Origin of the sequence: Prevotella sp. AM34-19LB (genome assembly GCF_003468525.1) — a bacterium.
Classification (GTDB): Bacteria; Bacteroidota; Bacteroidia; order Bacteroidales; family Bacteroidaceae; genus Prevotella.
In genome coordinates, this window is sequence record NZ_QSIG01000003.1 from 84,921 (window position 1) to 111,194 (window position 26,274).

At 48.3% G+C, this 26,274-nt stretch carries 15 protein-coding genes, 2 tRNA genes and 3 pseudogenes; 9 read left to right on the forward strand and 11 right to left on the reverse strand.

Going from position 1 to position 26,274, the window contains the following annotated elements:
- Nucleotides 1-188 precede the first annotated feature (188 nt).
- Nucleotides 189-262: transfer RNA gene (locus DW830_RS01715), tRNA-Ile, on the reverse strand.
- Nucleotides 263-437: 175 nt separating this feature from the next.
- Here DW830_RS01715 and DW830_RS01720 point away from each other — a divergent pair.
- The 4 genes and pseudogenes from DW830_RS01720 to DW830_RS01735 all read left to right on the forward strand — a co-directional run bounded on the left by DW830_RS01720 (nucleotide 438) and on the right by DW830_RS01735 (nucleotide 5,930).
- Nucleotides 438-3,075 (forward strand): annotated as a pseudogene (locus DW830_RS01720) (calcium-translocating P-type ATPase, PMCA-type).
- A 1-nt stretch (nucleotide 3,076) separates the two neighbouring features.
- Nucleotides 3,077-4,014 (forward strand): annotated as a pseudogene (locus DW830_RS01725) (bifunctional riboflavin kinase/FAD synthetase).
- A gap of 51 nt (nucleotides 4,015-4,065) precedes the next feature.
- Nucleotides 4,066-4,899, forward strand: a complete 834-nt coding sequence (locus tag DW830_RS01730) for a CPBP family intramembrane glutamic endopeptidase (RefSeq protein ID WP_119248636.1) — start codon at nucleotides 4,066-4,068, stop codon at nucleotides 4,897-4,899.
- A gap of 68 nt (nucleotides 4,900-4,967) precedes the next feature.
- The gene (locus DW830_RS01735) at nucleotides 4,968-5,930 is read left to right on the forward strand and encodes a hypothetical protein (RefSeq protein WP_233544333.1); all 963 of its coding nucleotides are present in this window, start codon (nucleotides 4,968-4,970) and stop codon (nucleotides 5,928-5,930) included.
- Between the two features lie 476 nt (nucleotides 5,931-6,406).
- Here DW830_RS01735 and DW830_RS01740 read toward each other — a convergent pair whose 3' ends face one another.
- The 9 genes and pseudogenes from DW830_RS01740 to DW830_RS01780 form a co-directional block, all read right to left on the reverse strand.
- Nucleotides 6,407-6,904 (reverse strand): pyruvate ferredoxin oxidoreductase, encoded by a 498-nt coding sequence (locus DW830_RS01740; protein ID WP_119248637.1) that lies wholly within the window; start codon nucleotides 6,902-6,904, stop codon nucleotides 6,407-6,409.
- Nucleotides 6,894-7,409 carry an RNA polymerase sigma factor gene (locus tag DW830_RS01745; protein ID WP_119248638.1) on the reverse strand — a complete coding sequence of 172 codons (516 nt, stop codon included), beginning with the start codon at nucleotides 7,407-7,409 and terminating at the stop codon, nucleotides 6,894-6,896. The genes DW830_RS01740 and DW830_RS01745 overlap by 11 nt, the downstream gene beginning before the upstream one ends.
- A gap of 65 nt (nucleotides 7,410-7,474) precedes the next feature.
- Nucleotides 7,475-8,248, reverse strand: coding sequence for an acetylglutamate kinase (argB, locus tag DW830_RS01750; protein WP_119248639.1), 774 nt, complete (start codon nucleotides 8,246-8,248; stop codon nucleotides 7,475-7,477).
- A 19-nt stretch (nucleotides 8,249-8,267) separates the two neighbouring features.
- Nucleotides 8,268-10,160 carry a biosynthetic arginine decarboxylase gene (gene speA, locus DW830_RS01755; protein WP_119248640.1) on the reverse strand — a complete coding sequence of 631 codons (1,893 nt, stop codon included), beginning with the start codon at nucleotides 10,158-10,160 and terminating at the stop codon, nucleotides 8,268-8,270.
- A 108-nt stretch (nucleotides 10,161-10,268) separates the two neighbouring features.
- Nucleotides 10,269-10,796, reverse strand: coding sequence for a shikimate kinase (locus DW830_RS01760; protein ID WP_119248641.1), 528 nt, complete (start codon nucleotides 10,794-10,796; stop codon nucleotides 10,269-10,271).
- Nucleotide 10,797: 1 nt separating this feature from the next.
- Nucleotides 10,798-13,134, reverse strand: a complete 2,337-nt coding sequence (topA, locus tag DW830_RS01765) for a type I DNA topoisomerase (protein ID WP_119248642.1) — start codon at nucleotides 13,132-13,134, stop codon at nucleotides 10,798-10,800.
- Nucleotides 13,135-13,240: 106 nt separating this feature from the next.
- A complete protein-coding gene (locus DW830_RS01770; protein ID WP_119248643.1) occupies nucleotides 13,241-13,774 on the reverse strand; it encodes an NUDIX domain-containing protein in 534 nt (177 codons plus the stop codon).
- Nucleotides 13,775-13,837: 63 nt separating this feature from the next.
- A pseudogene (locus DW830_RS01775) lies at nucleotides 13,838-15,291 on the reverse strand (sialate O-acetylesterase).
- 120 nt (nucleotides 15,292-15,411) lie between these two features.
- Nucleotides 15,412-16,590, reverse strand: coding sequence for a TlpA disulfide reductase family protein (locus tag DW830_RS01780; protein ID WP_119248644.1), 1,179 nt, complete (start codon nucleotides 16,588-16,590; stop codon nucleotides 15,412-15,414).
- Between the two features lie 194 nt (nucleotides 16,591-16,784).
- On the opposite strand from DW830_RS01780, the gene pnp reads away from it, so the two are divergent.
- Entirely contained in the window at nucleotides 16,785-19,103 is a 2,319-nt protein-coding gene (pnp, locus tag DW830_RS01785; protein ID WP_119248645.1) for a polyribonucleotide nucleotidyltransferase, read from the forward strand.
- 322 nt (nucleotides 19,104-19,425) lie between these two features.
- On the opposite strand, the gene DW830_RS01790 is transcribed toward pnp, so the two are convergent.
- Nucleotides 19,426-19,500, reverse strand: a tRNA-Asn gene (locus DW830_RS01790).
- Nucleotides 19,501-19,711: 211 nt separating this feature from the next.
- On the opposite strand from DW830_RS01790, the gene DW830_RS01795 reads away from it, so the two are divergent.
- The 4 genes from DW830_RS01795 (at nucleotide 19,712) to infB (ending at nucleotide 26,221) form a co-directional block, all read left to right on the forward strand.
- A complete protein-coding gene (locus DW830_RS01795; RefSeq protein WP_119248646.1) occupies nucleotides 19,712-21,376 on the forward strand; it encodes a S41 family peptidase in 1,665 nt (554 codons plus the stop codon).
- 154 nt (nucleotides 21,377-21,530) lie between these two features.
- Entirely contained in the window at nucleotides 21,531-21,998 is a 468-nt protein-coding gene (gene rimP / locus DW830_RS01800; RefSeq protein WP_117661810.1) for a ribosome assembly cofactor RimP, read from the forward strand.
- Between the two features lie 2 nt (nucleotides 21,999-22,000).
- A complete protein-coding gene (gene nusA, locus DW830_RS01805; protein ID WP_119248647.1) occupies nucleotides 22,001-23,263 on the forward strand; it encodes a transcription termination factor NusA in 1,263 nt (420 codons plus the stop codon).
- A 63-nt stretch (nucleotides 23,264-23,326) separates the two neighbouring features.
- Entirely contained in the window at nucleotides 23,327-26,221 is a 2,895-nt protein-coding gene (infB, locus tag DW830_RS01810) for a translation initiation factor IF-2 (RefSeq protein WP_119248648.1), read from the forward strand.
- The last annotated feature ends 53 nt before the right edge of the window (nucleotides 26,222-26,274 follow it).

Sequence of the window (26,274 nt, forward strand, 5' to 3'; positions counted from 1 at the left end):
AACATTCAGTTCCTTTTTCTATTTCGGTTGCAAAATTACGAAAAGGTTTCTGCAACTTGGTTGCAAAAGTCCAAATCGCCCTCTTAATGTTTTTTTTGTTTACGCAAAAACAAATAGACCAAATTCAAGCAAACCAGCAACGAAAAAAGCAGTTAAGCACTTTCTGCTTAACTGCTTGATTTTCAAAGTGGACCAGCTAGGGCTTGAACCTAGGACCTCCAGATTATGAGTCTGTTGCTCTAACCAACTGAGCTACAAGTCCATTGAATTTTTATCAAATTCGAGTGCAAAGATACTAGATTTTAGGCAAATAACCAAATAAAATCTTAAAAATTTTCCTTGAATCAGAAAAATAGCGTATCTTTGCACCAAATTATGTGCGCACACGTGCGTATGTACTTATTAATCGTACAAAAGAAAAGTATTTCTATTCAGAAATGGACATAGACAAAAACAAAAGAATCGGTCTTACCGACGAACAAGTAAAACAGAGTAGGGAACAGCATGGCAAAAACGTGCTCACCCCTCCTCAACGTACCTCATTATGGAAACTGTATTTGGATAAGTATCGCGATCCGATTATCCAGATACTCCTTGTGGCGGCTTTCGTTTCCCTTATCCTCGCTTTCATCGAAAAGAATTTCATGGAGACCATCGGTATCTTCGTGGCTGTTTTCCTTGCTACCACCGTGGGCTTCTACTTTGAGCGTGATGCTGCTAAGAAGTTTAATCTGCTTACGGCGCTCAGCGAAGAGCAGCCGGTAAAGGTGCGCCGCAATGGCAAGGTGATGGAGATTCCGCGCCACGATGTGGTGGTGGGAGATGTGGTGCTCGTGGAAGTGGGCGATGAGGTGCCTGCCGATGGAGAACTCATCGTCTGCAACGACCTGCAGATTAACGAATCAGCCCTTACGGGCGAACCTGTTGCCGAGAAATCTCTGGAAGGCGGTGGCGATGGAGCTATCCACGCAACGTCATCCTCCGTTCTACCATGGTGATGAATGGTAGGGGCGAGTTCGTGGTTACTGCCGTGGGCGATGCTACCGAGATTGGTAAGGTGGCGAAGAAATCTACCGAACAGACTTCGGTGGAGACACCGCTTCACATGCAGCTCGATAAGTTGGCGAAGATGATTTCCAGGGTGGGGTCCGTGGTATCTGTGGCAGCCTTCTTCATCTTCCTGATTCACGATATCCTCACCAACCCGGCATGGGGCGGCAAGGATTATTTCTATATGGCAGAAATCGTGCTGAAATACTTCATGATGGCTGTTACCCTGATTGTGATGGCGGTGCCTGAGGGATTGCCGATGGCGATTACCCTTTCTCTGGCGCTCAACATGCGAAGAATGCTGAAGTCGAACAATCTGGTGCGCAAGCTCCATGCCTGCGAAACCATGGGTGCCGTTACCGTAATCTGTACCGATAAGACCGGAACGCTTACCCAGAACAAGATGCAGGTGAGCGCCCTGGAACTCAAGCAGGGCGATGAGGCGCTGCTCGATACTGCCATCGCCCTCAACTCTACAGCTGAGTTGAATGACGGCAAACCTATCGGAAACCCTACCGAGTCGGCTCTCCTGCTCTGGCTCGATGCCCAGGGCAAGGATTATGAAGAACTCCGCAAGCAGGTGAACGTGCTCAAGCAGTTGCCTTTCTCTACCGAGAGAAAGATGATGGCAACCTTGGCAGAAGTTGATGGCGAGACCTATCTCTTCGTGAAGGGTGCGCCTGAAATCGTGATGAAGAAATGCATCATCGAAGATAGAATGCAGAGACAGTCAGCCGAAGAACTCGACGAGTGGCAGCATAAGGCGATGAGAACCCTGGCGTTCGCCTATAAGAAGATAGAAACTTCTATCATGAGAACATCGAGAACCTCTACTGCCGAAGTGGTAGCACTTCTCGATGCCAATGACCTTCAGTTGCAGGCCATTGCAGCCATTGCCGATCCTATCCGTCCGGATGTTCCTGCCGCCGTGCAGGAGTGCCGCCATGCGGGTATCGAGGTGAAGGTGGTTACGGGTGATACGGCTGCCACCGCCTTGGAGATAGGCAAGCAGATAGGTGTCTTCGAAGATGAACCTGAGAATATCGGAGCTGATGGCTCCATGACTTCGCTCGACCAGCAGATGATTACGGGCGAACAGTGGGAGGCTCTTTCTGACGAAGAGGCTTACGAACGGGCAAAGGATATCCGAGTGATGAGCCGTGCCCGTCCTACCGATAAGCAGCGACTGGTGGCGATGCTCCAGAAGCGAGGCGAAGTGGTTGCCGTAACAGGCGACGGTACCAACGATGCTCCGGCGCTTCACTATGCCCACGTGGCTTGTCGCTGGGTTCGGGAACTTCCGTGGCAAAAGAGGCTTCGGATATGACCCTGCTCGATGATTCCTTCAAGTCTATCGCCAACGCCGTGATGTGGGGACGCTCGCTCTATCGCAACCTGCAGCGCTTCCTCTTCTTCCAGTTGGTAGTAAATGTGGCAGCCCTCCTGCTGGTGCTTGGCGGATCTGTCATCGGAACCGAGATGCCTTTGACGGTTACTCAGATTCTCTGGGTCAACCTTATCATGGATACCTTCGCAGCCCTGGCACTCGCCTCATTGCCTCCATCTCACGAGGTGATGAAGGAGAAACCACGCAAGGCATCCGATTTCATCATCAACAAGAGCATCGGTTTCGGCATCCTGTTCTGCGGCATCGTCTTCTTCCTCGTGATGTTTGCCCTGCTGGTTTACTGCGAGCGCAGAGGCAAGGGTGGAGTAGATGTGCATGAACTGACCATGTTCTTCACCACTTTCGTGATGATTCAGTTCTGGAACCTCTTCAATGCCAAGGCGCTGATGAGTCATCACACCGCCTTCCGCCATTTCCTGAAGGATAAGGGAATGATTCTGGTGCTTGTACTGGTATTGGTGGGTCAGTGGATTATTGTAACCTTTGGTGACGAAATGTTCCGCACCACACCATTGTCGCTCCACGAGTGGCTGCTCATCATCGGCTCAACCTCCGTTGTACTTTGGGTGGGCGAGCTGTGGAGAGCTTTTAAGAGAATGATAGCAAAGAGAAGATAGAATGAATACAATACATTATAACGATACCGTGCAGTTGCCGCCATGTGTGGCAACCATCGGTTTCTTCGACGGGGTGCATCGTGGACATCAGTTCCTGATTCATCATCTCGTAGAGACAGCACGAAAGGATGGCTTGCAATCCACCGTCATCACCTTCGATGCGCATCCCCGCAAGGTGTTGCAGGCGGATTATCAGCCGGAGATGCTGAGCACGCTCGATTCCAGCTGCTGCTGCTTTCGAAGACGGAAGTGGATAACGCCGTGGTGCTGCATTTTGACAAGGCGATGGCTGCCATGTCGGCAAGAGAGTTTATGCAGCAGGTGCTCCACGACCATCTCAACGTAAGGAAACTCTTCATCGGCTACGACCATCGCTTCGGTCACAATCGTGCAGAGACTTTCGAGGATTACGTGCGCTACGGCAGTGAGATGGGTATCGAGGTAATCAGGAACGAAGCCTTCCAGATAGATGGCATCAACATCTCTTCTTCCGTCATCCGCTCTTTCCTGAAAGAGGGAGAAGTGGAGATGGCAGCCCAGTGCCTCGGTTTCCCTTATACCATCATCGGAAAGGTGGTGAACGGATTCCATGAAGGCAGAAAGCTCGGCTTCCCTACTGCCAATCTCGACATCTCGCACTTCGGACAGATGATTCCTGCCCCTGGCGTCTATGCCGTAAAGGTAAGACTGGAGAATTCGGTGGTATGGAAGCGGGGAATGATGAACGTGGGCAACCGTCCTACCTTCAATGGCAAGCAGATAACGCTGGAGACGCATATCTTCAATTTCGATGGCGACATCTACGACCAGCTCCTGCTAGTAGGCTTCGTGAAGCGAATAAGGGGCGAACAGAAGTTTGACGGTCCCGAGGAGTTGGCGGCGCAACTAAAGGTGGATGAGCAGACCGTGCTGGATCTCTTCGAAAAGGAAGTGGAATGATAGCAAGAATGCTATTAACTATAAAACAGTTAATTATAAACTATAAAAGCAATGGCAAAGATTAATTTAAAGAGAGGTTTGACGGATGTGGTCCTCTACCTTATTATATTTATAGTAGTACAAATCATCATGATGTATGCCGGTGTTGGAATCTGGGCAGGCATCAAGGGTGAAGGTTATCAGGCAACGCTTCAGGCAGTAAGTACGGGCGGCAACGCCATTCTTACGGCGCTTGTTCAGGTGTTCAGCAGTGTCATCACCCTCATCATCTTCCTGAAGACGAAGTGGACGCCGCTTACCCGCAGTTATCTGCTTTCCAAGCCTTGGGGCACGCTTCTCTGGGTGGCATTGTTCTCCCTGGGAACCATCATCCCCCTGTCGTTCCTCTATGAGCAGCTGGGCATCGAGATGGATGAGAATACTCAGCAGATATTCACCTCGCTGATGAAGGAGCCTTGGGGCTATGTAGCAATCGGCATCCTGGCGCCTCTTGCCGAAGAGGTAGTATTCCGTGGAGCCATCCTCCGCACCCTGCTGGGCATCATGAGCAAGAAGAACCATTGGGTTGCCATCATGATTTCGGCAGCCATCTTCGGAGTAGTTCATGCCAATCTGGCACAGTTTATCAATGCCCTCCTGATGGGCTTGCTCCTGGGATGGATGTATTATCGCACCGGGAGTCTTGTTCCGGGCATCCTGCTCCACTGGGTGAACAATACGATGGCGTATGTCCTTGCCAATATCATGCCGCAGAGCGATGGCAAACTCATCGACCTCTTCCATGGCGATGAGAAAACCATGTATTATGCCGTAGGCTTCTCTCTCTGCATCATGATTCCAAGTTTTATACAGATGATTATCAGATTAAAGAAAGCAAAGGCTTAAGAGATAAATAAACGAGTAAAAAGGTTACCTGAATGGGTAGCCTTTTTTCAGATATACAAGTAGATATTATGAAGATTATAGAAAGCAGTATCATAGGAAAGAAGAGCCCTGAGGCTTGTGAGGATGGAATGGTAGTTACCGATGATTTCATCGCAGTGATTGATGGCAGTACGAGCAAGACTCCGAAGCATCTCAATCCTGATATGAAGAACGGAAGATATGCCATGATGCTTATCTCGGAGTATATTCGTGAAGAGTTGAAAGCGGATGCCTCGGTAGATGATTTCTGCCAGGGTGTGACAGTCTATATATATAATAAGGTGTATGAAAAGCTAGGGGTGGAAGAGCGGTTGAAGGAGCATCCGGAAGAGCGGCTTACCGCCTCGGCTATCCTTTATAGCCGGACAAGGAATGAAGTATGGATGGTGGGTGATTGCCAGGCTATCATCGATGGAAAGCTTTATGAGAACGGCAAGCCTTATGAGCAGGAGATTGCCAGAAAGAGGGTAGAACTGATAGAGCAGGGCCTTTCGCCTGCTGAGGCTAGAAAGCAGATAGAGCCATTATTGATCGAGGCGATGCTTTCCGGGCAGAACCAGACCTATCCGGTTATCGATGGATTTCCTATCTATCGGGAGGGAGTGAAGGTTGTCTCTGTTTCAGATTCTTGTTCTGTTCAAGATTCTGTTCCAGCATCAGATTCTGTCCCTTGTTCTGACTCCGTTTCTGCATCAGGTACATTTTTGTCTCTTCCTCCGAGATTGTATTGGCAAGTGATGGCTATCCTTTCCTGGAGCCAACCTTGGCAGCGAGCGAGGCGGCATTGGCAGAGCAGATTGCCAACGACCCTCAGAACATCCATTCCTTTATCGCCACCAAGGGCATCGTTGAGGGCAATAAGAGCTTCGATGATAGAACTTATATTCGATTTTCGTTTGAAAAATAAAACACGGACAAATTCAATTTGTCCGTGTTATTTTTTTATGACTTCTGCCCCAAGAAACGGTGAGTTCTTGAGGAGAAAACTATGAGTTAGATTCGTTAACAAAGAGGGCAAGGAGTTAACAGGTTAACAGTTAACAGCTGTTTTTTGCATCCTCCCCCTCCTGCGTACCTTATTATATTTAAATATATATATACTTATTATTATATGTGAGTGGGGAGTAGTATGCATTTTCGGGCTGTTAACTGTTAACCTGTTAACCCTCATCAGGAAAATCATCCTTTTAATTTCTCCTTCTTGAGCTAGCCAAGAGCCTTATATGAAGGCAGGCAGGAGTCATCAATGATGACCGGCAGGAGGCTTTAATGATGACTCTTGATGGCGATAAATTGTGCCCCACGAAACTATGAATTAGTTTATTTATAAAACAGCAAGGGCTGCCAGTACATCCTGGCAGCCCTATTACGTTAGTATGTTATGAAAAATTTGAGAGAATTGAAACTTCACAGTTTCAGAATTGTTTTACTAAACATGATTTTTTATATAGAGAAAGCATAGAAATAACTACTTCAATATCGTAGGAGAAGGGGTGGTGCTTATCTGGTCGATGCCCGTGCGCTGCATGGAATCAACCGAAGCTGAATCGCCCATGGCTACGGAAACGCCCTTGCCACTCTTGGTGTATCCTACGTTTTCAATCTGATTATCGACATCGTTCTGGAATGGCACCTGAGCAGCGTTGCCCAGGGTCAAGACGATAGCTACCACGGCAGCAGCCTTGAAGAGAGGCTTCAGACGCTCTGTCAATGAAACAACCTTTGCCTTGTTAGGCTCCTTGGTGTATTCATCTTCAATCATCGCCATCATCTTCTGATCGAAGTCATCACCCAGCGTCTCTTGCTTAGCCTCGCCCATCTCGTAAGAGAAGAGCGCCTGATATGGCTTCAGCTCGGCAGGCAACTCGTCCTGGCTGAAGAATGCACGGAGAATCTCCTCTTCTTCGAGAGAAGTCTCGGCCTTCCAATAGCGGTCCAAAAGTTGGTTGATGTACTTATAATCCATAACTGTCGAATTGTTGAAATCTTTGTTTAACTGTTTGTCGAGCCCTGAAGATGTTCACCTTGACCTGGTCTTCGGTGATGCTGAGGATGTCTGCTATTTCCTTATAGGATTTTCCTTCGATGTCTCGAAGTTGCAGACAGCTGCGCTGCTTCTCGGGCAACTCATTAATGATGTTCCTTACGATGTTCAGCTTGTCTTTCTGAATCATTCGTTCGGAAGGAGTGGATGATGTCTCGTCGAGCCTTTCTGTGGTCTGCTCTTCCAGCGAATCGTTCTGATTATCCATCTTCTTGATGCGGTCGAGCGAGAGGTTGCGGGTGATGGTGAGGCTGTAGGCCTCGATGGAGTCAAGCTCCTGCCATCTGTCGCGGGCATTCCAGACTTTAATCATGGTATCCTGCACAACGTCCTCCGCTTCCTCCCGGTTGAGAGTAATGCGAAGTGCCAGCCTGAAGAGTTTATTCTTCAGCGGCAAAACATCGTTTTGGAAACTGATTTTTTTCATCCCTCTATAATTAATGACGACTCACCTGTAAGAAAGTTACAAGCAACTCTGAATTATTTCTATTTTTAACTCTTAATAACAGTTCCGTGCTTTCCGTCGATGGCGGTAGCAAGGGTGATAATCACTTCTTTTACGCCTGCATCGATGGCTGCAAGGGCATTCTCCAGCTTTGGAATCATGCCGCCTGCCACGGTACCGTCTGCTTTGTATCTCTCAAAATCGGCATGGGTAATCACTGGAATCACGCTGTCGTCATCCTCAGGATTGCTGAGCACACCTTTCTTTTCAAAACTATATATTAATGTCACGTCGTAGTAAGGAGCCAAAGCCTTGGCTGTCTCGCTTGCGATGGTATCGGCATTGGTATTGAGGATATTGCCCTTTCCGTCGTGGGTCAGCGGAGCCATCACCGGGGTGATGCCTTCGTTAATCAGGGTCTGGAGCATCTTGCCGTTGGCACGCTCTACATCGCCTACGAATCCGAAGTCGATGCCATCCTTCAATGGGCGCTTATGACTATGGATTACGTCCATGTCGGCACCTGTCAGGCCGAGGGCGTTCACGCCGTTAGCCTGAAGCTTGGCAACCAGGTTCTTGTTTACCAAACCGCCATAAACCATCGTTACCACTTCCAGCATATCTGCATCGGTGATGCGACGGCCGTTTACCATCTTGCTCTCGATGCCGAGGGCTGCAGCTACCTTGGTGGCACGGCGTCCACCGCCATGTACCAATACTTTCTTGCCGGGAATGGCTGCAAAATCCTTCAAGAGCTGTGCCAGCTGCTCGCTGTCTTCAACGATGGCACCGCCTACCTTTACTACTGTTACTTTTTTCATCTTATCTTATGTTGAATGTTTACTGAAGATATGTGTATCCGAAGAGACCATTGCGATAGGTGCCCAGGAACTCCTTACCCTCATCGAGTGAAATCTTGCCTTCCTTCACACTCTTGGTTACCCACTGCTCCAACTGGCGGACGAGCTTCTTAGGATTGTACTGTACGTAATCCAATACCTCCTCTACGGTCTCGCCATCGAATATCTGGTCGATGCAGTACTTGCCATCCTTTACAGAGATGTGGGCAGCATTGGTGTCGCCGAAGAGATTGTGCATGTCGCCCAGAATCTCCTGGTAGGCACCTACGAGGAACACGCCGAGATAGTATGGCTCGTTCTTCTTCAATGGATGAAGAGGGAGAACGTTGCCGATATGACCATCGGTTACGAAGTTGGCAATCTTGCCGTCGCTGTCGCAGGTGATGTCCTGCAAGGTGGCGTTGCGGGTAGGACGCTCGTCCAGGCGCTGGATTGGCATGATAGGGAAGAGCTGGTCGATGGCCCAACTGTCTGGCAGGCTCTGGAACAATGAGAAGTTGCAGAAATACTTGTCGGCAAGAATCTTGTCCAATCCCCTGAGCTCCTCAGGCACATGCTTCATGTGCTTGGCAAGGTTGTTGATCTCGTGGCACACGCTCCAGTACATCGCCTCAATCTCGGCACGGGTCTTCAAATCTACGATGCCGTGAGAGAAGAGCTGCAATGCCTCGTCGCGAATCTGTTCGGCATCGTGCCAATCCTCCAGCATGTTGCGAGGATTCAGGTTGTCCCATATCTCGTAAAGGTCCTTAACCAGCTGGTGGTCGGTTTCCTTTGCTTCAAACTCCTCTGGCATTTCCGGCAGGGAAGCAGTCTCCAGCACATCAATCACCAATACGGAGTGGTGGGCAGAGAGCGAACGGCCACTCTCGGTGATGAGGTTAGGATGGTTGATATTGTTCTTGTTGGCTGCATCAACGAATGTATAGACACAGTCGTTCACATACTCCTGGATAGAGTAGTTTACAGAGCTTTCGCTGCTGGCAGAACGGGTGCCGTCGTAATCTACGCCAAGACCACCGCCACAATCTACGAAATCTACATTGTAGCCCATCTTGTGGAGGTTGATGTAGAACTGAGCCGCTTCACGGAGAGCCGTCTGGATGCGGCGGATCTTGGTAATCTGGCTTCCGATGTGGAAGTGGATGAGGCGCAGGCAGTCGTGGAATCCCATCTCCTCAATCTTGCTGAGGGCAGTAAGCAGTTCGGCACTTGTCAAACCGAACTTCGAAGCATCGCCACCGCTCTCAGCCCATTTGCCTGAGCCTGAAGAAGCGAGCTTGATGCGGATTCCGATGTTTGGCTTCACGTTGAGCTTACTTGCCACCTTGGCGATGATATCCAGCTCGTTGAGCTTTTCTACCACGATGAAGATGCGCTTACCCATCTTCTGGGCGAGCAAGGCAAGTTCGATGTAGCTCTCGTCCTTGTAACCGTTGCAGATGATGAGTGAGTCGCTCTGTGCCTGTACGGCGATAACGGCATGAAGTTCTGGTTTGGAACCGGCTTCCAGTCCCAGGTTGAACTTCTTTCCATGAGAGATGATCTCCTCTACAACCGGCTGCATCTGGTTCACCTTGATAGGATAGATGACAAAGTTTTCCCCCTTGTAACCATATTCCTCCTTGGCCTTCTGAAAACAGCTGGCTGTCTTCTCGATGCGGTTGTCGAGGATGTCTGGGAAACGGAGCAGTACGGGAGCGTTGATGTCGCGTAATGCCAACTCGTCCATGATGTCGCGCAGGTCTATCTGCGTGTTGTCCTTGCATGGAGTTACATAGACATCACCCTTGTCGTTGATGCCAAAGTAAGAAGTGCCCCAACTACCAATGTTGTAGAGCTCCTTCGAGTCTTCAATAGTCCATTTCTTCATTTTCTGTTCTTGGTCTTGCTAAAAAGTTTGTTTTATAATATTTTCTGTTTATGATAAATCGTAGAAAGGTAAGCCGTCTCTTGTCTTGAGTTGGCTTACCTTTTTTCTTTATACGTTCAGCAGGCTACGAACCTCCTGTACTGTTTCGTTTACTTTATCCAAGTTGTCCATCACATTGATGTCTATGATATGTTTTGCCTTCTCGTAGAAAGGCTCGCGCTGCTTCAGCTGCTCGCGGATGAATACCTGTACTTCCTCCGGAGTCTTGTTGAGCAGCAGGGGGCGTACGCCCTTGCCCATCTTGAGGTGAGCATAGAGGGTTTCTGGCGTTGCCTTGAGGTAGATGGTGCAGCCCGACTGGTTCATATACTCCATATTGTCGAAGAAACAAGGTGTTCCTCCGCCACAGCTAACCACTACGTTTTCAAACTCCGCCACCTCGTGGAGCATGTTATGCTCTATGTGGCGGAATCCCTCTTCTCCTACTTCGTCAAAGATCTGCTTCACGGTTTTGCGCATACGGCTCTCGATGTACCAATCGAGGTCGTAGAACATCACGCCAAGCTCTTTGGCGAGGGCTTTGCCGACAGTAGTCTTGCCGGCTCCCATATATCCAATGATGATGATAGACTTCATTTTATTCTTTTTTACTTCTTCTGCCTCTTGCCTTTGGTTCTGGTGCTTCCTTGATGATGGTCATGCACTCCTCGTAGCTGAGTGACTCTACGTTCTCCTGCTTTGCCTTAGGAATGCGATAGTTCTTGCCATCGAATGCGATGTAAGGACCATAGCGCCCGTTCAGGAGCTCCAGCTTGTTGTCTTCCTCAAAGGTCTTGATATGGCGTTTCTGCTCGTTAGAGCGTTTTTCGTTGATAAGTTCCACTGCCTGTTCCAGGGTGATGGCCATTGGGTCGATTTCCTTTGGAATGGATACATACTTGCGGTCGTGGAGTACGTATGGACCGAAACGGCCGCTTCCGATGGTTACGGTAGAGCCTTCGAACTCACCTACCTGGCGAGGCAGCTTGAAGAGTTCCAATGCTTCCTCCAGAGTAATGGTCTCGATGCTCTTGTCGGCAGGCAACTGGGCAAACTGCGGCTTGTTCTCGTCTTCTGCGGTACCAATCTGAACCACAGGACCGAATCTTCCGATCTTTACGAATACAGGGCGGCCGCTCTTTGGGTCCTTGCCCAGTTCACGCTCACCGGCCTTGTGCTCGCTGCGTGCTTCCATCACACCCTTTACTTCCGGTTCGAAACGCTTGTCGAAATCCTTCATCCATTTGGTCCACTCGGTCTTTCCCTCGGCGATATCATCAAACTTCTGCTCTACGTTGGCCGTAAAGTTATAGTCCATGATGTTAGGGAAGTTGGCCATCAGGAAGTCGTTTACCACAATACCGATATCGGTAGGGAGAAGCTTTCCCTTTTCAGAGCCAGCCTGTTCCTTCTTGGTCTTCTGGGTAATCATGATACCCTTCAGCGTATCTACGGTGTAGGTGCGTTCCTCGCCCTGCTTGTCACCCTTTACCACGTATTCACGCTGCTGGATGGTGCTGATGGTAGGAGCATAGGTAGATGGACGGCCGATGCCGAGGTCTTCCAGCTTCTTCACCAGACTTGCTTCGGTGTATCTTGCTGGCGCCAGAGAGAATTTCTCTGTGGCGATGATCTCACGGCGCTGCAACTCATCGCCTTCCTTCATAGCAGGCAGGAGATGGGTTGAATCTTCTACGTTCTCATCCTCATCGGTAGATTCGCGATATACCTTGAGGAAACCATCGAATACAACAACCTCACCATTGGCAACAAACTTCTCGCTGGTGTTGTCGATGCTGATATTGATGGTAGTCTTCTCCAACTGTGCATCCTCCATCTGCGAAGCGATGGTACGTTTCCAGATCAGGTCGTAAAGACGCTTCTCCTGACTGGTGCCATCGATGCTTGTCTCGCTCATGTAGGTAGGGCGGATGGCCTCGTGAGCCTCCTGTGCACCCTTGGAGTTGGTATGATAGGCACGTGGCTTGCTGTATTCCTTGCCGTACTCCTTGATAATTTCATCCTTGCTGGCATTGCTGCAGAGGGAAGAGAGATTCACACTGTCGGTACGCATGTAGGTGATGCGTCCACCCTCGTATAGACGCTGAGCCACCATCATGGTCTGGCTTACGGTGAAGCCGAGCTTGCGGGCTGCTTCCTGCTGCAGGGTTGATGTGGTGAAAGGAGGCGCTGGTGTACGCTTCAGCGGCTTCTTGGTGACAGCCTCTACGGTGAACTTGGCGTCCTTGCACTTCTCCAGGAAGGCTTCCACCTCTTCATGGGTCTTGAAACGGTGATCGAGCTCTGCCTTTACCTCTGTGGCTGCGCCATTCTCGCTGATCAGGGCGAATACGGCGTTGACACGATAGTATGGTTCGCTCTTGAACTTCTGGACTTCACGCTCACGCTCCACGATGAGGCGTACGGCAACACTCTGTACACGACCGGCAGAGAGGGCTGGCTTCACCTTTCTCCACAATACAGGAGAGAGCTTAAAGCCCACGATGCGGTCGAGCACACGACGTGCCTGCTGGGCATTCACCAAGTTCATGTCCAGGTGGCGTGGGTGCTCAATAGCGTCTAAGATGGCAGGTTTGGTAATTTCATGGAAGACGATACGGCTTGTCTTCGCTTCATCCAGTCCGAGTACTTCGCAAAGGTGCCAGCTGATGGCTTCTCCCTCGCGGTCCTCATCGGATGCTAACCAAATCTTCTTAGCTTGTTTCGCTGTTGATTTCAATTCTGTGACGAGCTTTTTCTTTTCCTCTGGAATCTCATAACAAGGTTCCATGGTCTTCTCGTCTATACTGAGTTCCTTCTTCTTGAGGTCACGGATATGACCGTAAGAAGACATCACCTTGAAGTCTTTACCTAAAAACTCTTCGATTTTCTTAGCCTTTGCAGGGCTCTCGACGATTACTAAATTTTCTTGCATACGCTTCTACACAATTTCTTTTGGTCTGCAAAAGTAAATAAACTTTTTGCTTATACCTTATTATATAGTGATTTTTTTGGTTTTTTAAATGTTTTGGGGCGTATTTTCATTCTTTCGTCTTGTGTTTTGCAAGAAATTTAGCCACACCTTGTCTTATGGAGCCTAATCCGAACTCTTCGGGATGGAGGTTGCTGAGAGGAATCCAGTATGACTCCTCGGCATCGTCCATCGCCTCCACATGAGAGAGGTCTTTCACCTTTACAGCATAGAACATATCTAGGGTATGAACCAGGAAGTCGGAATAGAGATAGAGGTTAGGGATGCTGAACTGATAGTTCACCCCGATTACTTCCAGACCCGTTTCTTCCTTTACTTCTCTAGCCACGCCTTCTTCACCGGTTTCATCCATATCTACGAATCCGCCCGGCAAGTCGAGGGTGCCTTTGGCTGGCTCGTTTTTTCTGCGAACCACCAGAAGTTCTTCTTTCTCGTTGAGGATGAAGGCTACTATGGCGCTGCTGGGATTCAGATAGTAGGTGAATCCGCAGTCCTTGCATTTTTTACTCTTGAAGTTGTTGATCTCGAAATGTTGAGAGCCGCAAACTGGGCAAAACTTGAATTTGTCTAAAACGTGACTCATAATATATATATTAAAGAGCGGTCGGTCTTTGGATTTCACAAAGATCGACCGCTATGTTATTAATTACCAATTGTCTGTTCGGAATGGGAAGAGAGGCAGGCCGCCTGCATTTGCCATGTTGCCGAGCTGGAAGTTGCGGAAGCAGTAGCGCAGAGCTACCGGCTTCTTGACTTCAGGGCTGGTTACGACGATGCACTCGTTCCATCCGTCGTTGCCTTCCTGCCAGAAATGCTTGGCTGTGGCAGGATGGAACACCTTGTCTTCGCCGGCTACCTCGAAGCCCTTGATGCCTTCAAAGCGGTTATAGGCTCCGTAGGTGTTGTCGAAGTGAACCTTCACAGTGTCGCCAACAATCTTCATCTCCTTGAAAGTCATACTCTCGCAGAAGAGTCCCTTCATACCGTAGGTCTTGCTGAGTGCCTGAAGAGCCAGACGCTCACCTACAGGCTGCTTCTGGCATGGGTGAATCTGCTCTACCTCGTATGGATAAACCAGATCTTCGGTGCAGACTATGCCACTGTTCGGGATGATCTTGGCTGCATTAAACTGCTGCTCGCGAAGTCTTGGACCTGCATCACCATTCACATCGCCATTATGATAAGGTGCAATCTGCACGAAATAGAATGGCAGTTCGCCCTGCTTGAAGTCTCTGCGCCACTGGGCTACGAGGTCGGCAAGACGCTGGGTGTATTGACCTGCCGGGTCGCCCACGTTGGAACAGCCTTGATAGAAGAGGATTCCCTTTACGCTATAGTTGAGGATAGGATGGAAGGTTCCGTTGCCCCAGAGAAGAGGGTAGAGAAAGTCCCACTTGAACTTAGGATTCTTCGTCATCTTGAGGGAGTCGAGGTCTTCTTTCGTGTTCTTTTTCAGATAGTCACGGTCGAGCCAGCTTTCTACTCGGCTTCCACCCTTGTTTGCCATGACTAGTCCCACAGGCACGTTGAGCGCCTTGTTGACAACCTGTGCAAAGAAATATCCGGTGGCAGATGCATCGCCCACGGTTTCCGGATTAACCTCCTTCCATTCGCAGTTGGCGTCATCCAGCGGTTTGCTGCTCATCACGCTAGGAATCTTCACGTAGTGTACACCTTTATATTGGTTGGCTTCCAATACAGCCTTGTTGTAGCCTTCTATAGGCAGTTGCCGAAACCTTTCACCGGCATCTCCATATTGCTCTGTCCGGCGCAGACCCATACTTCACCAGCCAGTACATTATTGAGGGTAGTCTTTTCGCCATCATCGAAGGTAATGGAGAGCGGAGTGTAGCTAGCCTTGGGAGTCTGTACCTTGACAGCCCACTTGCCATCCTTTCCGGTCTTTGCCGAATATTTCTGCTGCGACCATGAGGTGCTTACCTCTACCAGGGTGCCAGGTTTGTCCCAACCCCAGAGATTGGCTTCTGAATCTTGTTGGATAATCATGTTGTCACCCAGGATGTGTGGCAACTTTACTTTAGCGTTTGCTCCTGCTGTTACGAGAGCCAATGCTGCGAAAGCTAAAAGTTTCTTGTTCATTTTTTAGTGCTTAAAATTTATTGTTGCTGTTAATCTATTGTAGCTCGTATTGGATGATAGGAGCCGGAAGCCTGGAGAAAAGTCCAGACTTCCGACTTGTCTGTTGTATGAAAGCTCGTATTAAAGAAGGTTCTTGATGGCTGCATCAATGTCCTTGATCTGTATGTCGCGGGCTCTCAGAGTATTGCTTCTGTCAATGAGGAAGAAGGTAGGGATGCTCTGCACGTTATAGAGCTGGAGACTTGTTCCCTGGATGCCGTTCTCTTCACGTACACAGATCCATGGAAGGGCAGCGGTAGATGTTTTCCAGAAGTGCTCATCTGGATCTGCGGAAACCTGATAGATTTCCAGTCCGGCGGCATGATACTTGTTGTAAAGCTCACGGAGCATCATGATGCGCTTGGTGCTCTCGCTGCTGGCGAAGATATGGAAATCGAGCAATACCACCTTGCCGGTGAGATCAGAGAGGCGGCGAACTTGTCCCTTGTTGTCCTGTAGGGCAATTTCAATGCATCCGTTTACGCTCACCTTGCTTGCCTCAATCTGCTGCTGTGCACGCTGCCTGTCAATGATACGGATATCCTTCATGCCCTCGATGGCGATGTTGTGCAGGTTCTTGCCACGCTCTGCTCCTGGATAGTAAGTATCCCAGCTTGTAGCTACGGCAGCGAATACTTTCACGTCATCCTTGTTGTTGCGAGGGTTGAAGATGAGTGAGTTGGTGTTGCCCAACTGGATAGTCTGGAAGAGTGCATAGTAAGAGGAAGCCTTCATCGGCTCCTTGAAGATGTAGTTGGTCTTTACATCCTGCTTGTATGCAGCCAGCATGCGAGCTACGATAACATCCATGGAGTCCACCCCGATGTTAGGGCTCTTGACGATGCCGTTGATATTGCTCTGCAGAGTCATCTGCTTGAGCGAAAGTTCCTTGATCTTGCTGCAGTTCTCTGAGCCTTCCACCTCGTACTTGTAGCTCATCTGAGGATAAGCTGCCTTCACGTTGACGGTCTCGGTTGAGTCGATACTGAGGTTGATGCTCTGGTTGGCAATGCGGAGACGGTAGAATTCAGGAGTGATGCTGTCCATCGCATTCTCTTCGAAAGCGAAGGATCCATCTTCACCCAGTTTCACCGAGTCAATCTTCACCGGACCATTCAGGCTGAGGTTCTCCAGGTAGAGCATAGAGTCCTGAGCCTCGGTAATATTACCGTTGATATGAAATTTCTTGTTGTTACAAGAAGTGAGAGCCAGCGCAGCTACCATAATCACTGCCGCTGAATAGATTCTAGATATCTTCATGAATTTTAGTATTTTGCGAAATTATCGACTGCAAAGGTAGTAATAAAATCGGGAATAATGCACCTTAGATAGATAAAATTATTAAAAAAGTAGAAAATAGTTGCCCAAATATTCGTTTATTAATTATTAAAGAGGTATCTTTGCACCGTTTTAGATATTAGATGTTAGACAAAACAATAAGTTTTAATAATTAGATGAACGTAATTACAAAAAGTGTTCAGTTGCCTGATGGAAGAACCATCACAATTGAGACCGGAAAAGTTGCAAAACAGGCTGATGGTGCTGCGGTTCTCCGCATGGGTAACACAGTGCTTCTCGCAACTGTTTGTGCAGCAAAGGATGCAGTTCCGGGTACAGATTTCATGCCTTTGCAAGTAGATTACCGTGAGCAGTACAGTGCTGCTGGCCGTTTCCCTGGTGGTTTCACCAAGCGCGAAGGCAAGGCTAGCGACGAGGAGATCCTTACCTCTCGCCTTGTGGACCGTGCTTTGCGTCCACTTTTCCCTTCTAACTACCATGCAGAAGTTTACGTACAGGTAATGTTGCTCTCAGCCGATGGTGTTGACCAGCCAGATGCCCTTGCAGGTTTCGCTGCTTCAGCTGCCATGGCTTGTTCAGATATTCCTTTCGAGCACTACATCTCTGAGGTTCGTGTAGCTCGTATCAATGGTGAGTATGTTGTTAACCCTACATTCCAGCAGATGGAAGAGGCTGACATGGATATCATGGTTGGTGCTACCAAGGAGAACATCATGATGGTGGAAGGTGAGATGAAGGAAGTTTCTGAGCAGGATCTGATTGGCGCCCTCAAGGCTGCTGCCGAGGCTATCAAGCCTATGTGCGAGCTCCAGTATGAGTTGGCTAAGGAGAAGGGTACTGACGTAAAGCGTGAGTATGATCACGAGATCAACGACGAGGAACTCCGTGAGCAGATCAAGTCTGAGCTTTACAAGCCTGCTTATGATATCAACCACCAGGCGTTGGAGAAGCATGCTCGCCAGGATGCTTTCGACAAGGTTTTGGCTGACTTCCTCGAGAAGTATGACGCAGCTCATACCGATCTTTCTGAGGAAGACTTGGAGGAGAAGCACGCTGAGGCTACCCGCTACTATGATGACGTAATGCGCGATGCTATGCGTCGTTGCATCCTCGATGAGGGCTTGCGTCTTGATGGTCGTGCTACTACAGATATCCGCCCTATCTGGTGCGAGGTATCTCCACTTCCAATGCCTCACGGAAGCGCTATCTTCCAGCGTGGTGAGACCATGTCTCTCTCTACATGTACTCTTGGTACAAAGATGGATGAGAAGCTTATCGACGGTGTGCTCGAGAAGAGCTACCAGCGCTTCCTCCTTCACTATAACTTCCCTCCATTCTCTACAGGTGAGGCTAAGGCTCAGCGCGGCGTAGGTCGTCGTGAGATTGGTCACGGTCACTTGGCATGGCGTGGTTTGAAGGGCCAGATTCCTACAGACTTCCCTTACACAGTTCGTTTGGTAAGCCAGATCCTTGAGTCTAACGGTTCTTCTTCTATGGCTACTGTTTGTGCAGGTACACTCGCTCTGATGGATGCAGGTGTTCCAATGAAGAAGCCAGTTTCAGGTATCGCTATGGGTCTTATCAAGAACCCAGGTGAGGACAAGTACGCTATCCTCAGTGATATCCTCGGTGATGAGGATCACTTGGGTGATATGGACTTCAAGACCACTGGTACCCGCGATGGTTTGACCGCAACACAGATGGATATCAAGTGTGACGGTTTGAGCTTCGAGATTCTTGAGGAGGCTTTGATGCAGGCTAAGGCTGGTCGTGAGCACATCCTCAACTGCATGATGGAGACTATCTCTGAGCCACGTGCTGAGATGAAGCCACAGGTTCCACGTATCGTAGCATTCGATATTCCTAAGGAGTTCATCGGTGCTGTCATCGGCCCTGGTGGTAAGATTATCCAGCAGATGCAGGAGGATACAGGTGCTACTATTACTATCGAGGAGACTGATGGTAAGGGTCACGTACAGGTATCTGCTCCTAACAAGGATTCTATCGATGCTGCTTTGGCTAAGATCAAGGCTATCGTAGCTGTTCCTGAGGTTGGTGAGGTTTACGAGGGTACTGTTCGCTCTATCATGCCTTACGGTTGCTTCGTAGAGATTCTCCCAGGTAAGGATGGTTTGCTCCATATTTCTGAGATCGATTGGAAGCGTCTTGAGACAGTTGAAGAGGCTGGCATCAAGGAAGGCGACAAGATCAAGGTGAAGTTGATGGAGATTGATCCTAAGACTGGTAAGTACAAGCTTTCTCACCGTGTGTTGATGGAGAAGCCAGAGGGCTATCAGGAGCGTGAGCGTCGTCCACGTCCAGAGCGTGGTGAGCGTCGCGGTCGTCGTGATGATCGTCATGAGGGTCGTGGTGAGCGTCCAGCTCGTCAGCCACGTCGTTACGAGCATCGTAATGAGGAGCAGGCTCCTAAGGATTTCAACGATTCTTTGGATCACAACAATGATGTAGAATAATCCTAGTATTATATACATTAATAAATATAGATGGGTGTATTTCGTCAAAAAAGCGGAATGCACCCGTTTTTTGTCAGAACCCTATGAAATAGTTCCCTTAACGAAAAATACACTTTCCCTTAAGGAAATAAATATTTTCCCTTAAGGAAAAAAATATTTTCTCTTAAGGAAACTTTTAATTGCTGAATTATATGTAAAAGATTCGCGATGAGTGTAATGGGAGAGATGGTCTAAGGATAACGGGTGTAAATACCGGGAAACTTCGAGATGTCTAAAAAACAATAAAGCCCTGCAAGTGAAACTTGCAAGGCTTTGCTTTCTGCGCTTCAAGATGGGCTTGAACCAACGACCCCCCTGATTAACAGTCAGGTGCTCTAACCAACTGAGCTATTGAAGCATTTTGCATTGCAGGAATATTGCGTTCCTTATTTGCGTGTGCAAAAGTACTAACTTTTCTTCAATCAGCCAAATTTTTCGGCAACTTTTTTCTGTTTTTCCTTAAAAAAGTGCATTTTTCGGTAGTTTTCACTACTTTTTGCATCAATTATGGCAGTTTTCGAGAAGAAATGAGTACTTTTGTGGTCGAATAATCATATAACAAGGTAAACATGAAAAAAGTATTGGTTTCATTGCTGATGGCGCTCCTCGTGGTGCCATCTATTGCACAAACAGATAAAGATCACGACTTCAAGATGGCTAAGAATATGGATATCTTCAATGCCATCTATAAGAATCTTGACTTGATGTACGTTGATACGCTCGATGCTGATGAGGTGGTGGGAAATGGCGTTAAGGCGATGTTGGGAAGCCTCGACCCTTATACTACCTACTATCCGGAGGAAAAAGTCAACGAACTGAAGAATATGCTCACCGGCAAATATGCTGGTGTGGGCGCTGTGGTGCGCTACAACTTCCAGTTGCAGCGTGTGTGCATTAGTGAACCTTATGCCAATATGCCCGCTGCAGAAGTGGGATTGAAGAAGGGTGATATCATCCTGAGTATCGATGACGAGGATATGACCAATAAGGAAGTTAGCTATGTAAGCGATCATCTCCGTGGAGAACCGGGTTCTTCCTTTATGTTGAAGGTAAAGCGACCAAGTACAGGTAAAATACTGAAGGTAAAGGTAACTCGCCGTACTATCCAGATGCCTTTCCTGCCATATTACGGAATGATGGAAGGTGGTATCGGTTATATCAACTTCAATTCTTTCACCGATAATTGTGCCAAGGATGTGCGCCGTGCTTTCATCGACCTGAAGAAGCAGGGAGCCAAGGGACTCGTCTTCGACCTCAGAAGCAATGGCGGTGGTTCGGTGAGCGAGGCCGTGAGCATCGTCAATATGTTTTTGCCAAAGGGAAAGACCGTATTGAAGATGAAGGGCAGATTGCAACGTTCCAACAATGAATACAAGACAACGGTAGAACCTGTTGACTCTGTGATGCCGATGGTAGTTCTGGTGAGTGGAAACACAGCCAGTTCCAGCGAGATTATGAGCGGTTGTCTGCAGGACTATGACCGTGCTATTATATTAGGTACGCGCACGTATGGAAAAGGTCTGGTACAGACCACGATGGATTTGCCATACAATGGACAGATGAAACTTACCACAGCCAAGTATTACATTCCAAGTGGCAGGTGCGTGCAGGCGCTTAATTACAAGCATACCAAAGGTGGTTATGTAGAGCATGTTCCAGATTCACTTACCAAGGTGTTCTATACAGCCGGTGGCAGAGAGGTGCGTGATGGAGGCGGTGTGAAGCCGGATGTAGAGGTGAAGCCGGATTCCTTGCCAAACATTGCTTTCTATCTCGCCGGTGCCCGCGACAGTAATGAGGTGATGCTCAATTACGAAGTGGATTATATCGCCAAACATCCTGCTATCGCACCAGCCAAGGATTTTACTTTGACAGATGCCGACTATGATGAGTTTAAGTCCCGCGTTCTGAAAGCGGATTTCAAGTACGACCGTGAGACTGAAAAATATCTCAAGGATTTGGAGAAACTTGCTAAGTTTGAAGGATATTACGAAGATGCAAAGCCAGAGTTCGAGGCGTTGAAAAAGAAGTTGAGTCACAATGTGGCAAAAGACTTGGATTTCAACAAAGACTACATCAAGCAGCTTTTGGAAAACGACATCGTGGCAGCTTATTATTTCCAGGCTGGAGCCATCCAGAATTCCCTGCGCTACGACAAGCAGATTAAGGCTGCCGTTAAGTTGTTAAATTCACCGGAAGAATACGGAAAAATACTCCATCCCGTGAAGAAATGACAACAAAAACCTGCACAATCGCCTAAAATTGCGCAGGTTATGAATAAAAAACAGAAAATTCTTTGGAGATTTTCAAAAATATTAGTAATTTTGCACACGTTCAGTGGAATGAGGGGCTCGCAAGAGTTCCTCATTTTATTTTAAATAGGTATATATGATAGATAAAAACGTCGTAAAAAAATTAGTTGATGAATGGCTCCAAGATCAGGAATATTTCTTGGTGGACATTGAAATCAGTCCAGACAATCGTATCGTAGTCGAGATTGACCATGTTGACGGTGTATGGATTGAAGATTGTGTGGCTTTGAGTAGATATATCGAGGAACGATTGAGTCGTGATGACGAGGACTACGAGCTGGAAGTAGGCTCTGCTGGTCTGGGTCAACCATTTAAGGTTCCACAGCAGTATATCAACTTCATTGGCAAGGAGGTAGAGGTGCTCGATGCTGACGGTATCAAGGTAAAGGGCATCTTGAAGGCTGTGGATGGCAATGATTTCACAGTAGGCGTAGAAGAAAAAGTGAAGGTAGAGGGCAAGAAGCGTCCTGTAAAGCAGGAGGTTGACCATGTTTACCAGATGGATAAAGTAAAATATACAAAATATATAATCAGTTTCAAATAGCTATGGCTAAAAAAGAGCAAGAATTAACAGCGAGTATGATTGATACATTCCGCGAGTTTAAAGAAACCAAGAATATCGACCGTACAACATTGGTAAGTGTATTGGAGGAAAGCTTCCGCAATGTACTTGCCAGAATTTTCGGTAGTGATGAGAATTTCGATGTAATCGTAAACCCAGACAAGGGCGATTTCGAGATTTATCGTAACCGTGTCGTTGTTGCTGATGGTGAGGTAGAAGATGAGAACAAGGAGATTACGCTTACCGAAGCACGCAAGATTGAGCCTGACTATGAGGTAGGTGAGGATGTGAGCGAGAAGGTAGATTTCAATAAGTTCGGTCGCCGTGCCATCTTGACTCTTCGCCAGACTTTGGCTTCTAAGATTCTTGAGCTTGAGCACGACTCACTCTACAATAAATATAAAGACCGTGTTGGACAGGTAATCTCTGGTGAGGTTTATCAGGTTTGGAAGCGCGAGGTTCTTATCGTTGATGACGAGAACAATGAGTTGATGTTGCCTAAGGCAGAGCAGATTCCTGGCGATATGTATCGTAAGGGCGAGACTGTACGTGCCGTCATCCTTCGTGTTGACAACGATAATAACAATCCTAAGATTATCTTGAGCCGTACCGCACCAATCTTCCTGCAGCGTCTGTTGGAGGCTGAGGTTCCTGAGATTGCAGATGGCTTGGTTGCTATCCGTCGCATTGCCCGTCTCCCTGGCGAGCGTGCCAAGATTGCTGTAGAGAGCTTCGATGAGCGTATCGACCCAGTTGGAGCTTGTGTAGGTGTTAAGGGTAGCCGTGTTCACGGTATCGTTCGTGAGCTTTGCAACGAGAACCTCGACGTCATCAACTATAGCTCTAATACCAAGCTGTTTATCCAGCGTGCCTTGGCACCAGCCAATATTACGTCTGTGAACATCGACGAGGAGAACAAGAAGGCAGAGGTGTTCCTGAAGCCTGAGGAGGTTAGCCTGGCTATCGGCCGTGGCGGTATGAACATCAAGTTGGCTTCTATGTTGACAGAATATACCATCGATGTATTCCGTGAGGTAGATGAGAATGAGGCTGACGAGGATATCTACTTGGATGAATTCTCTGACGAGATTGACCAGTGGGTTATCGATGCCATCAAGGGTATCGGTTATGACACTGCTAAGCAGGTGCTCAATGCCCCACGTGATATGATCGTAGAGAAGGCTGACCTTGAGGAGGAAACCGTGGATAACGTACTCAAGGTATTGAGAGCTGAATTCGAACAATAATTTCCCTAGCTGGCGAGTGCTTGCGGGGAATCTAACTTTAAAAATAGGAGAATAAAATAATTTATGAGCATCAGATTAAATAAAGCACTACGTGAATTGAATATAGGACTTCAGACGGCAGTTGAATTCCTAGAAAAAAGAAAGGACCTGGGAGAGGTCAAGGCCGAACCTAGCTTCAAACTCAGCGACCAGCAATACAAGGCATTGAACGATGCCTTCAGTCAAGATAAGGAGGTTCGTGATCAGGCCGAGAAACTCATCACCAAAAAGGCCAAGGATAAGAAGCGTGCGCCTGAGCAGAAGGACCATCGTGCCGAAAGCTTATTGGAGTCGAGCAACCAGCAGCAGTATAAGCCGTTGGGTAAGATCGACTTGAATAGCATCGGAAAGGGTAAGTCTGCAGAGTCTGCTGCTAAAAAGTCGGAGGCACCGAAGCATGAGACTGCTGCCGTCAGTCCTGCGCCAGTGAAAGAAGCTCATCGTAATGAGCCAAAACATGACCAGAGATCTAACCATGGATCTCATCAAAAACAAGAGATGAAACAAGAGAATCAGCAAAAGTCACAGCAGCCAAAGATGAACGACTTTAAGGGTCAGAAGAATGCTGCACAAGGTAATAAGAATGTAGAGACTCAGCAGCAGAATGCTGAGCAGAAGACTGCTGGCAACAGCCAGCCTTCTAGCGTGTTCACATTGAAGAGTGAGAAGAAATATACTTCAAATGAACCTAAGGTGTTGGGTAAGATTGATCTTTCTTCTCTCAATCAGAGCACTCGTCCTAAGAAGAAGTCTAAGGAGGAGCGCCGCAAGGAGCGTGAGGAGAAGTTGGCGCAGCAGCACAATGATCGCAAGAAGCGTGTTCGTATCAACAAGGAGCGTGTTGACATTAATGCCGAGGCTAAGAACAACAGTGCCGATGGTAATGGCCAGAATAAGGGCAATAATGGTGGCAACAACAAGAAGAATAAGAACAAGAATAGAAATAATAATAACAATAATAATAATAACCGCGGCAATAACAATAACAACCGTGGCAACCAGCGTCAGATTGAGGTGGACGACGAGGCTGTAGCACGTCAGGTAAAGGAGACTCTTGCCCGTTTGACCAGCAAGAGCCAGAACAAGAAGGGTGCTAAGTATCGTAAGGAGAAGCGTGAGGCTGTACAGGAGAAGTTGCAGGACCAGGCTCGCCAGGAGCAGAAGGAAAGCAAGACCCTGAAGCTTACTGAGTTCGTTACCGTTAGCGAGTTGGCTACGATGATGGACATCAGCGTTACTCAGGTTATCTCTACCCTGATGGGTGTAGGTATCATGGTTTCTATCAACCAGCGTCTGGATGCAGAGACCATCAACATGGTGGCTGAGGAGTTCGGTTTCAAGACCGAATACGTGAGTGCCGAGGTTCAGGAGGCTGTGAGCGAGGAAGAGGATGATGAGAATGACTTGGTTCCACGTGCTCCAATCGTAACCGTGATGGGTCACGTTGACCACGGTAAGACCTCTTTGCTCGACTATATCCGCAATACCAATGTGATTGCCGGTGAGGCGGGTGGTATTACCCAGCACATCGGTGCCTACAGTGTGACCCTGAACAGCGGTCGCAAGGTAACCTTCCTGGATACCCCAGGTCACGAGGCGTTTACCGCTATGCGTGCCCGTGGTGCTCAGGCCACCGATATCGCCATCATCATCATCGCAGCCGATGACTCTGTGATGCCTACTACCAAGGAGGCTATCGCCCATGCGCAGGCTGCCGGTGTGCCAATGGTATTCGCTATCAACAAGATTGATAAGCCAGGTGCTAACCCAGACCGTATCCGTGAGGACTTGGCTAACATGAACCTGCTCGTTGAGGAGTGGGGTGGTAAGTACCAGTGCCAGGAAATCAGTGCCAAGAAGGGTATCGGTGTTCACGATTTGCTCGACAAGGTGCTCCTCGAGGCTGATATGCTCGACTTGAAGGCTAACCCTAACCGTCGTGCCACAGGTACCATCATCGAGTCTTCGCTCGACAAGGGTCGTGGATATGTTTCTACCGTATTGGTTGCCAACGGTACCTTGAAGGTAGGCGATATTGTTCTCGCAGGTACTTCTTGGGGTCGTGTCAAGGCGATGTTCAATGAGCGTAATGCCAATATCAAGTCGGCTGCTCCAGCTGAGCCAGCTATCATCCTCGGTTTGAACGGCGCACCTACAGCAGGTGACCAGTTCCACGTAATCGAGACAGAGCAGGAGGCTCGCGAAATTGCCAACAAGCGTGAGCAGTTGCAGCGTGAACAGGGCTTGCGTACTCAGAAGCGCTTGACCTTGGGTGATATCTCTCACCGTATCGCACGTGGTGAGTTCCACGAGTTGAACGTCATCGTAAAGGGTGATACCGATGGTTCTGTTGAGGCATTGAGCGACTCATTCATCAAGCTTTCTACCGAGAAGGTTCAGGTGAACGTAGTCAACAAGGCAGTAGGTCAGATTTCAGAGAACGACGTGATGCTGGCATCTGCTTCAGATGCAGTCATCGTTGGTTTCCAGGTTCGTCCATCTGCCGATGCTCGCAAGGCTGCCGACCGTGAGGGTGTTGAAATCAACACATACTCTATCATCTACGATGCTATCGATGATATCAAGAGCGCGATGGTAGGTATGCTCGACAAGGTGAAGAAGGAAATCGTTACCGGTCAGGTAGAGGTGAAGCAGACCTTCAAGATTTCCAAGGTGGGTACTATTGCCGGTGGTCTCGTTACTGAGGGTAAGGTACACGCTAAGGATAAGGCTCGCGTCATCCGTGACGGTATCGTGATCCGTACAGCAGAAATCGGTGCCTTGAAGCGTTACAAGGACGATGTCAAGGAGGTGGTTACCGGTATGGAATGCGGTTTGAGCCTCGTCAACTACAACGATATCCAGGAGGGCGACGTTATCGAGACCTTCACTGAGATCGAGGTAGAGCAGAAATTGTAATATAGCATATATTATATAATAAGGTAGGGATGAGCCTTGGTGGCTTATCCCTA

Excerpts from the sequence above, each read along its gene's own strand:
- speA (WP_119248640.1), bottom strand. The coding sequence starts at position 10,160 with ATGAAGAAATGGACTATTGAAGACTCGAAGGAGCTCTACAACATTGGT.
- infB (WP_119248648.1), top strand. The coding sequence starts at position 23,327 with ATGAGCATCAGATTAAATAAAGCACTACGTGAATTGAATATAGGACTT.
- topA (WP_119248642.1), bottom strand. The coding sequence starts at position 13,134 with ATGCAAGAAAATTTAGTAATCGTCGAGAGCCCTGCAAAGGCTAAGAAA.
- DW830_RS01795 (WP_119248646.1), top strand. The coding sequence starts at position 19,712 with ATGAAAAAAGTATTGGTTTCATTGCTGATGGCGCTCCTCGTGGTGCCA.
- pnp (WP_119248645.1), top strand. The coding sequence starts at position 16,785 with ATGAACGTAATTACAAAAAGTGTTCAGTTGCCTGATGGAAGAACCATC.
- DW830_RS01745 (WP_119248638.1), bottom strand. The coding sequence starts at position 7,409 with ATGAAAAAAATCAGTTTCCAAAACGATGTTTTGCCGCTGAAGAATAAA.
- nusA (WP_119248647.1), top strand. The coding sequence starts at position 22,001 with ATGGCTAAAAAAGAGCAAGAATTAACAGCGAGTATGATTGATACATTC.
- DW830_RS01735 (WP_233544333.1), top strand. The coding sequence starts at position 4,968 with ATGAAGATTATAGAAAGCAGTATCATAGGAAAGAAGAGCCCTGAGGCT.
- DW830_RS01780 (WP_119248644.1), bottom strand. The coding sequence starts at position 16,590 with ATGAAGATATCTAGAATCTATTCAGCGGCAGTGATTATGGTAGCTGCG.
- DW830_RS01760 (WP_119248641.1), bottom strand. The coding sequence starts at position 10,796 with ATGAAGTCTATCATCATCATTGGATATATGGGAGCCGGCAAGACTACT.
- DW830_RS01770 (WP_119248643.1), bottom strand. The coding sequence starts at position 13,774 with ATGAGTCACGTTTTAGACAAATTCAAGTTTTGCCCAGTTTGCGGCTCT.
- DW830_RS01740 (WP_119248637.1), bottom strand. The coding sequence starts at position 6,904 with ATGGATTATAAGTACATCAACCAACTTTTGGACCGCTATTGGAAGGCC.
- argB (WP_119248639.1), bottom strand. The coding sequence starts at position 8,248 with ATGAAAAAAGTAACAGTAGTAAAGGTAGGCGGTGCCATCGTTGAAGAC.
- DW830_RS01730 (WP_119248636.1), top strand. The coding sequence starts at position 4,066 with ATGGCAAAGATTAATTTAAAGAGAGGTTTGACGGATGTGGTCCTCTAC.
- rimP (WP_117661810.1), top strand. The coding sequence starts at position 21,531 with ATGATAGATAAAAACGTCGTAAAAAAATTAGTTGATGAATGGCTCCAA.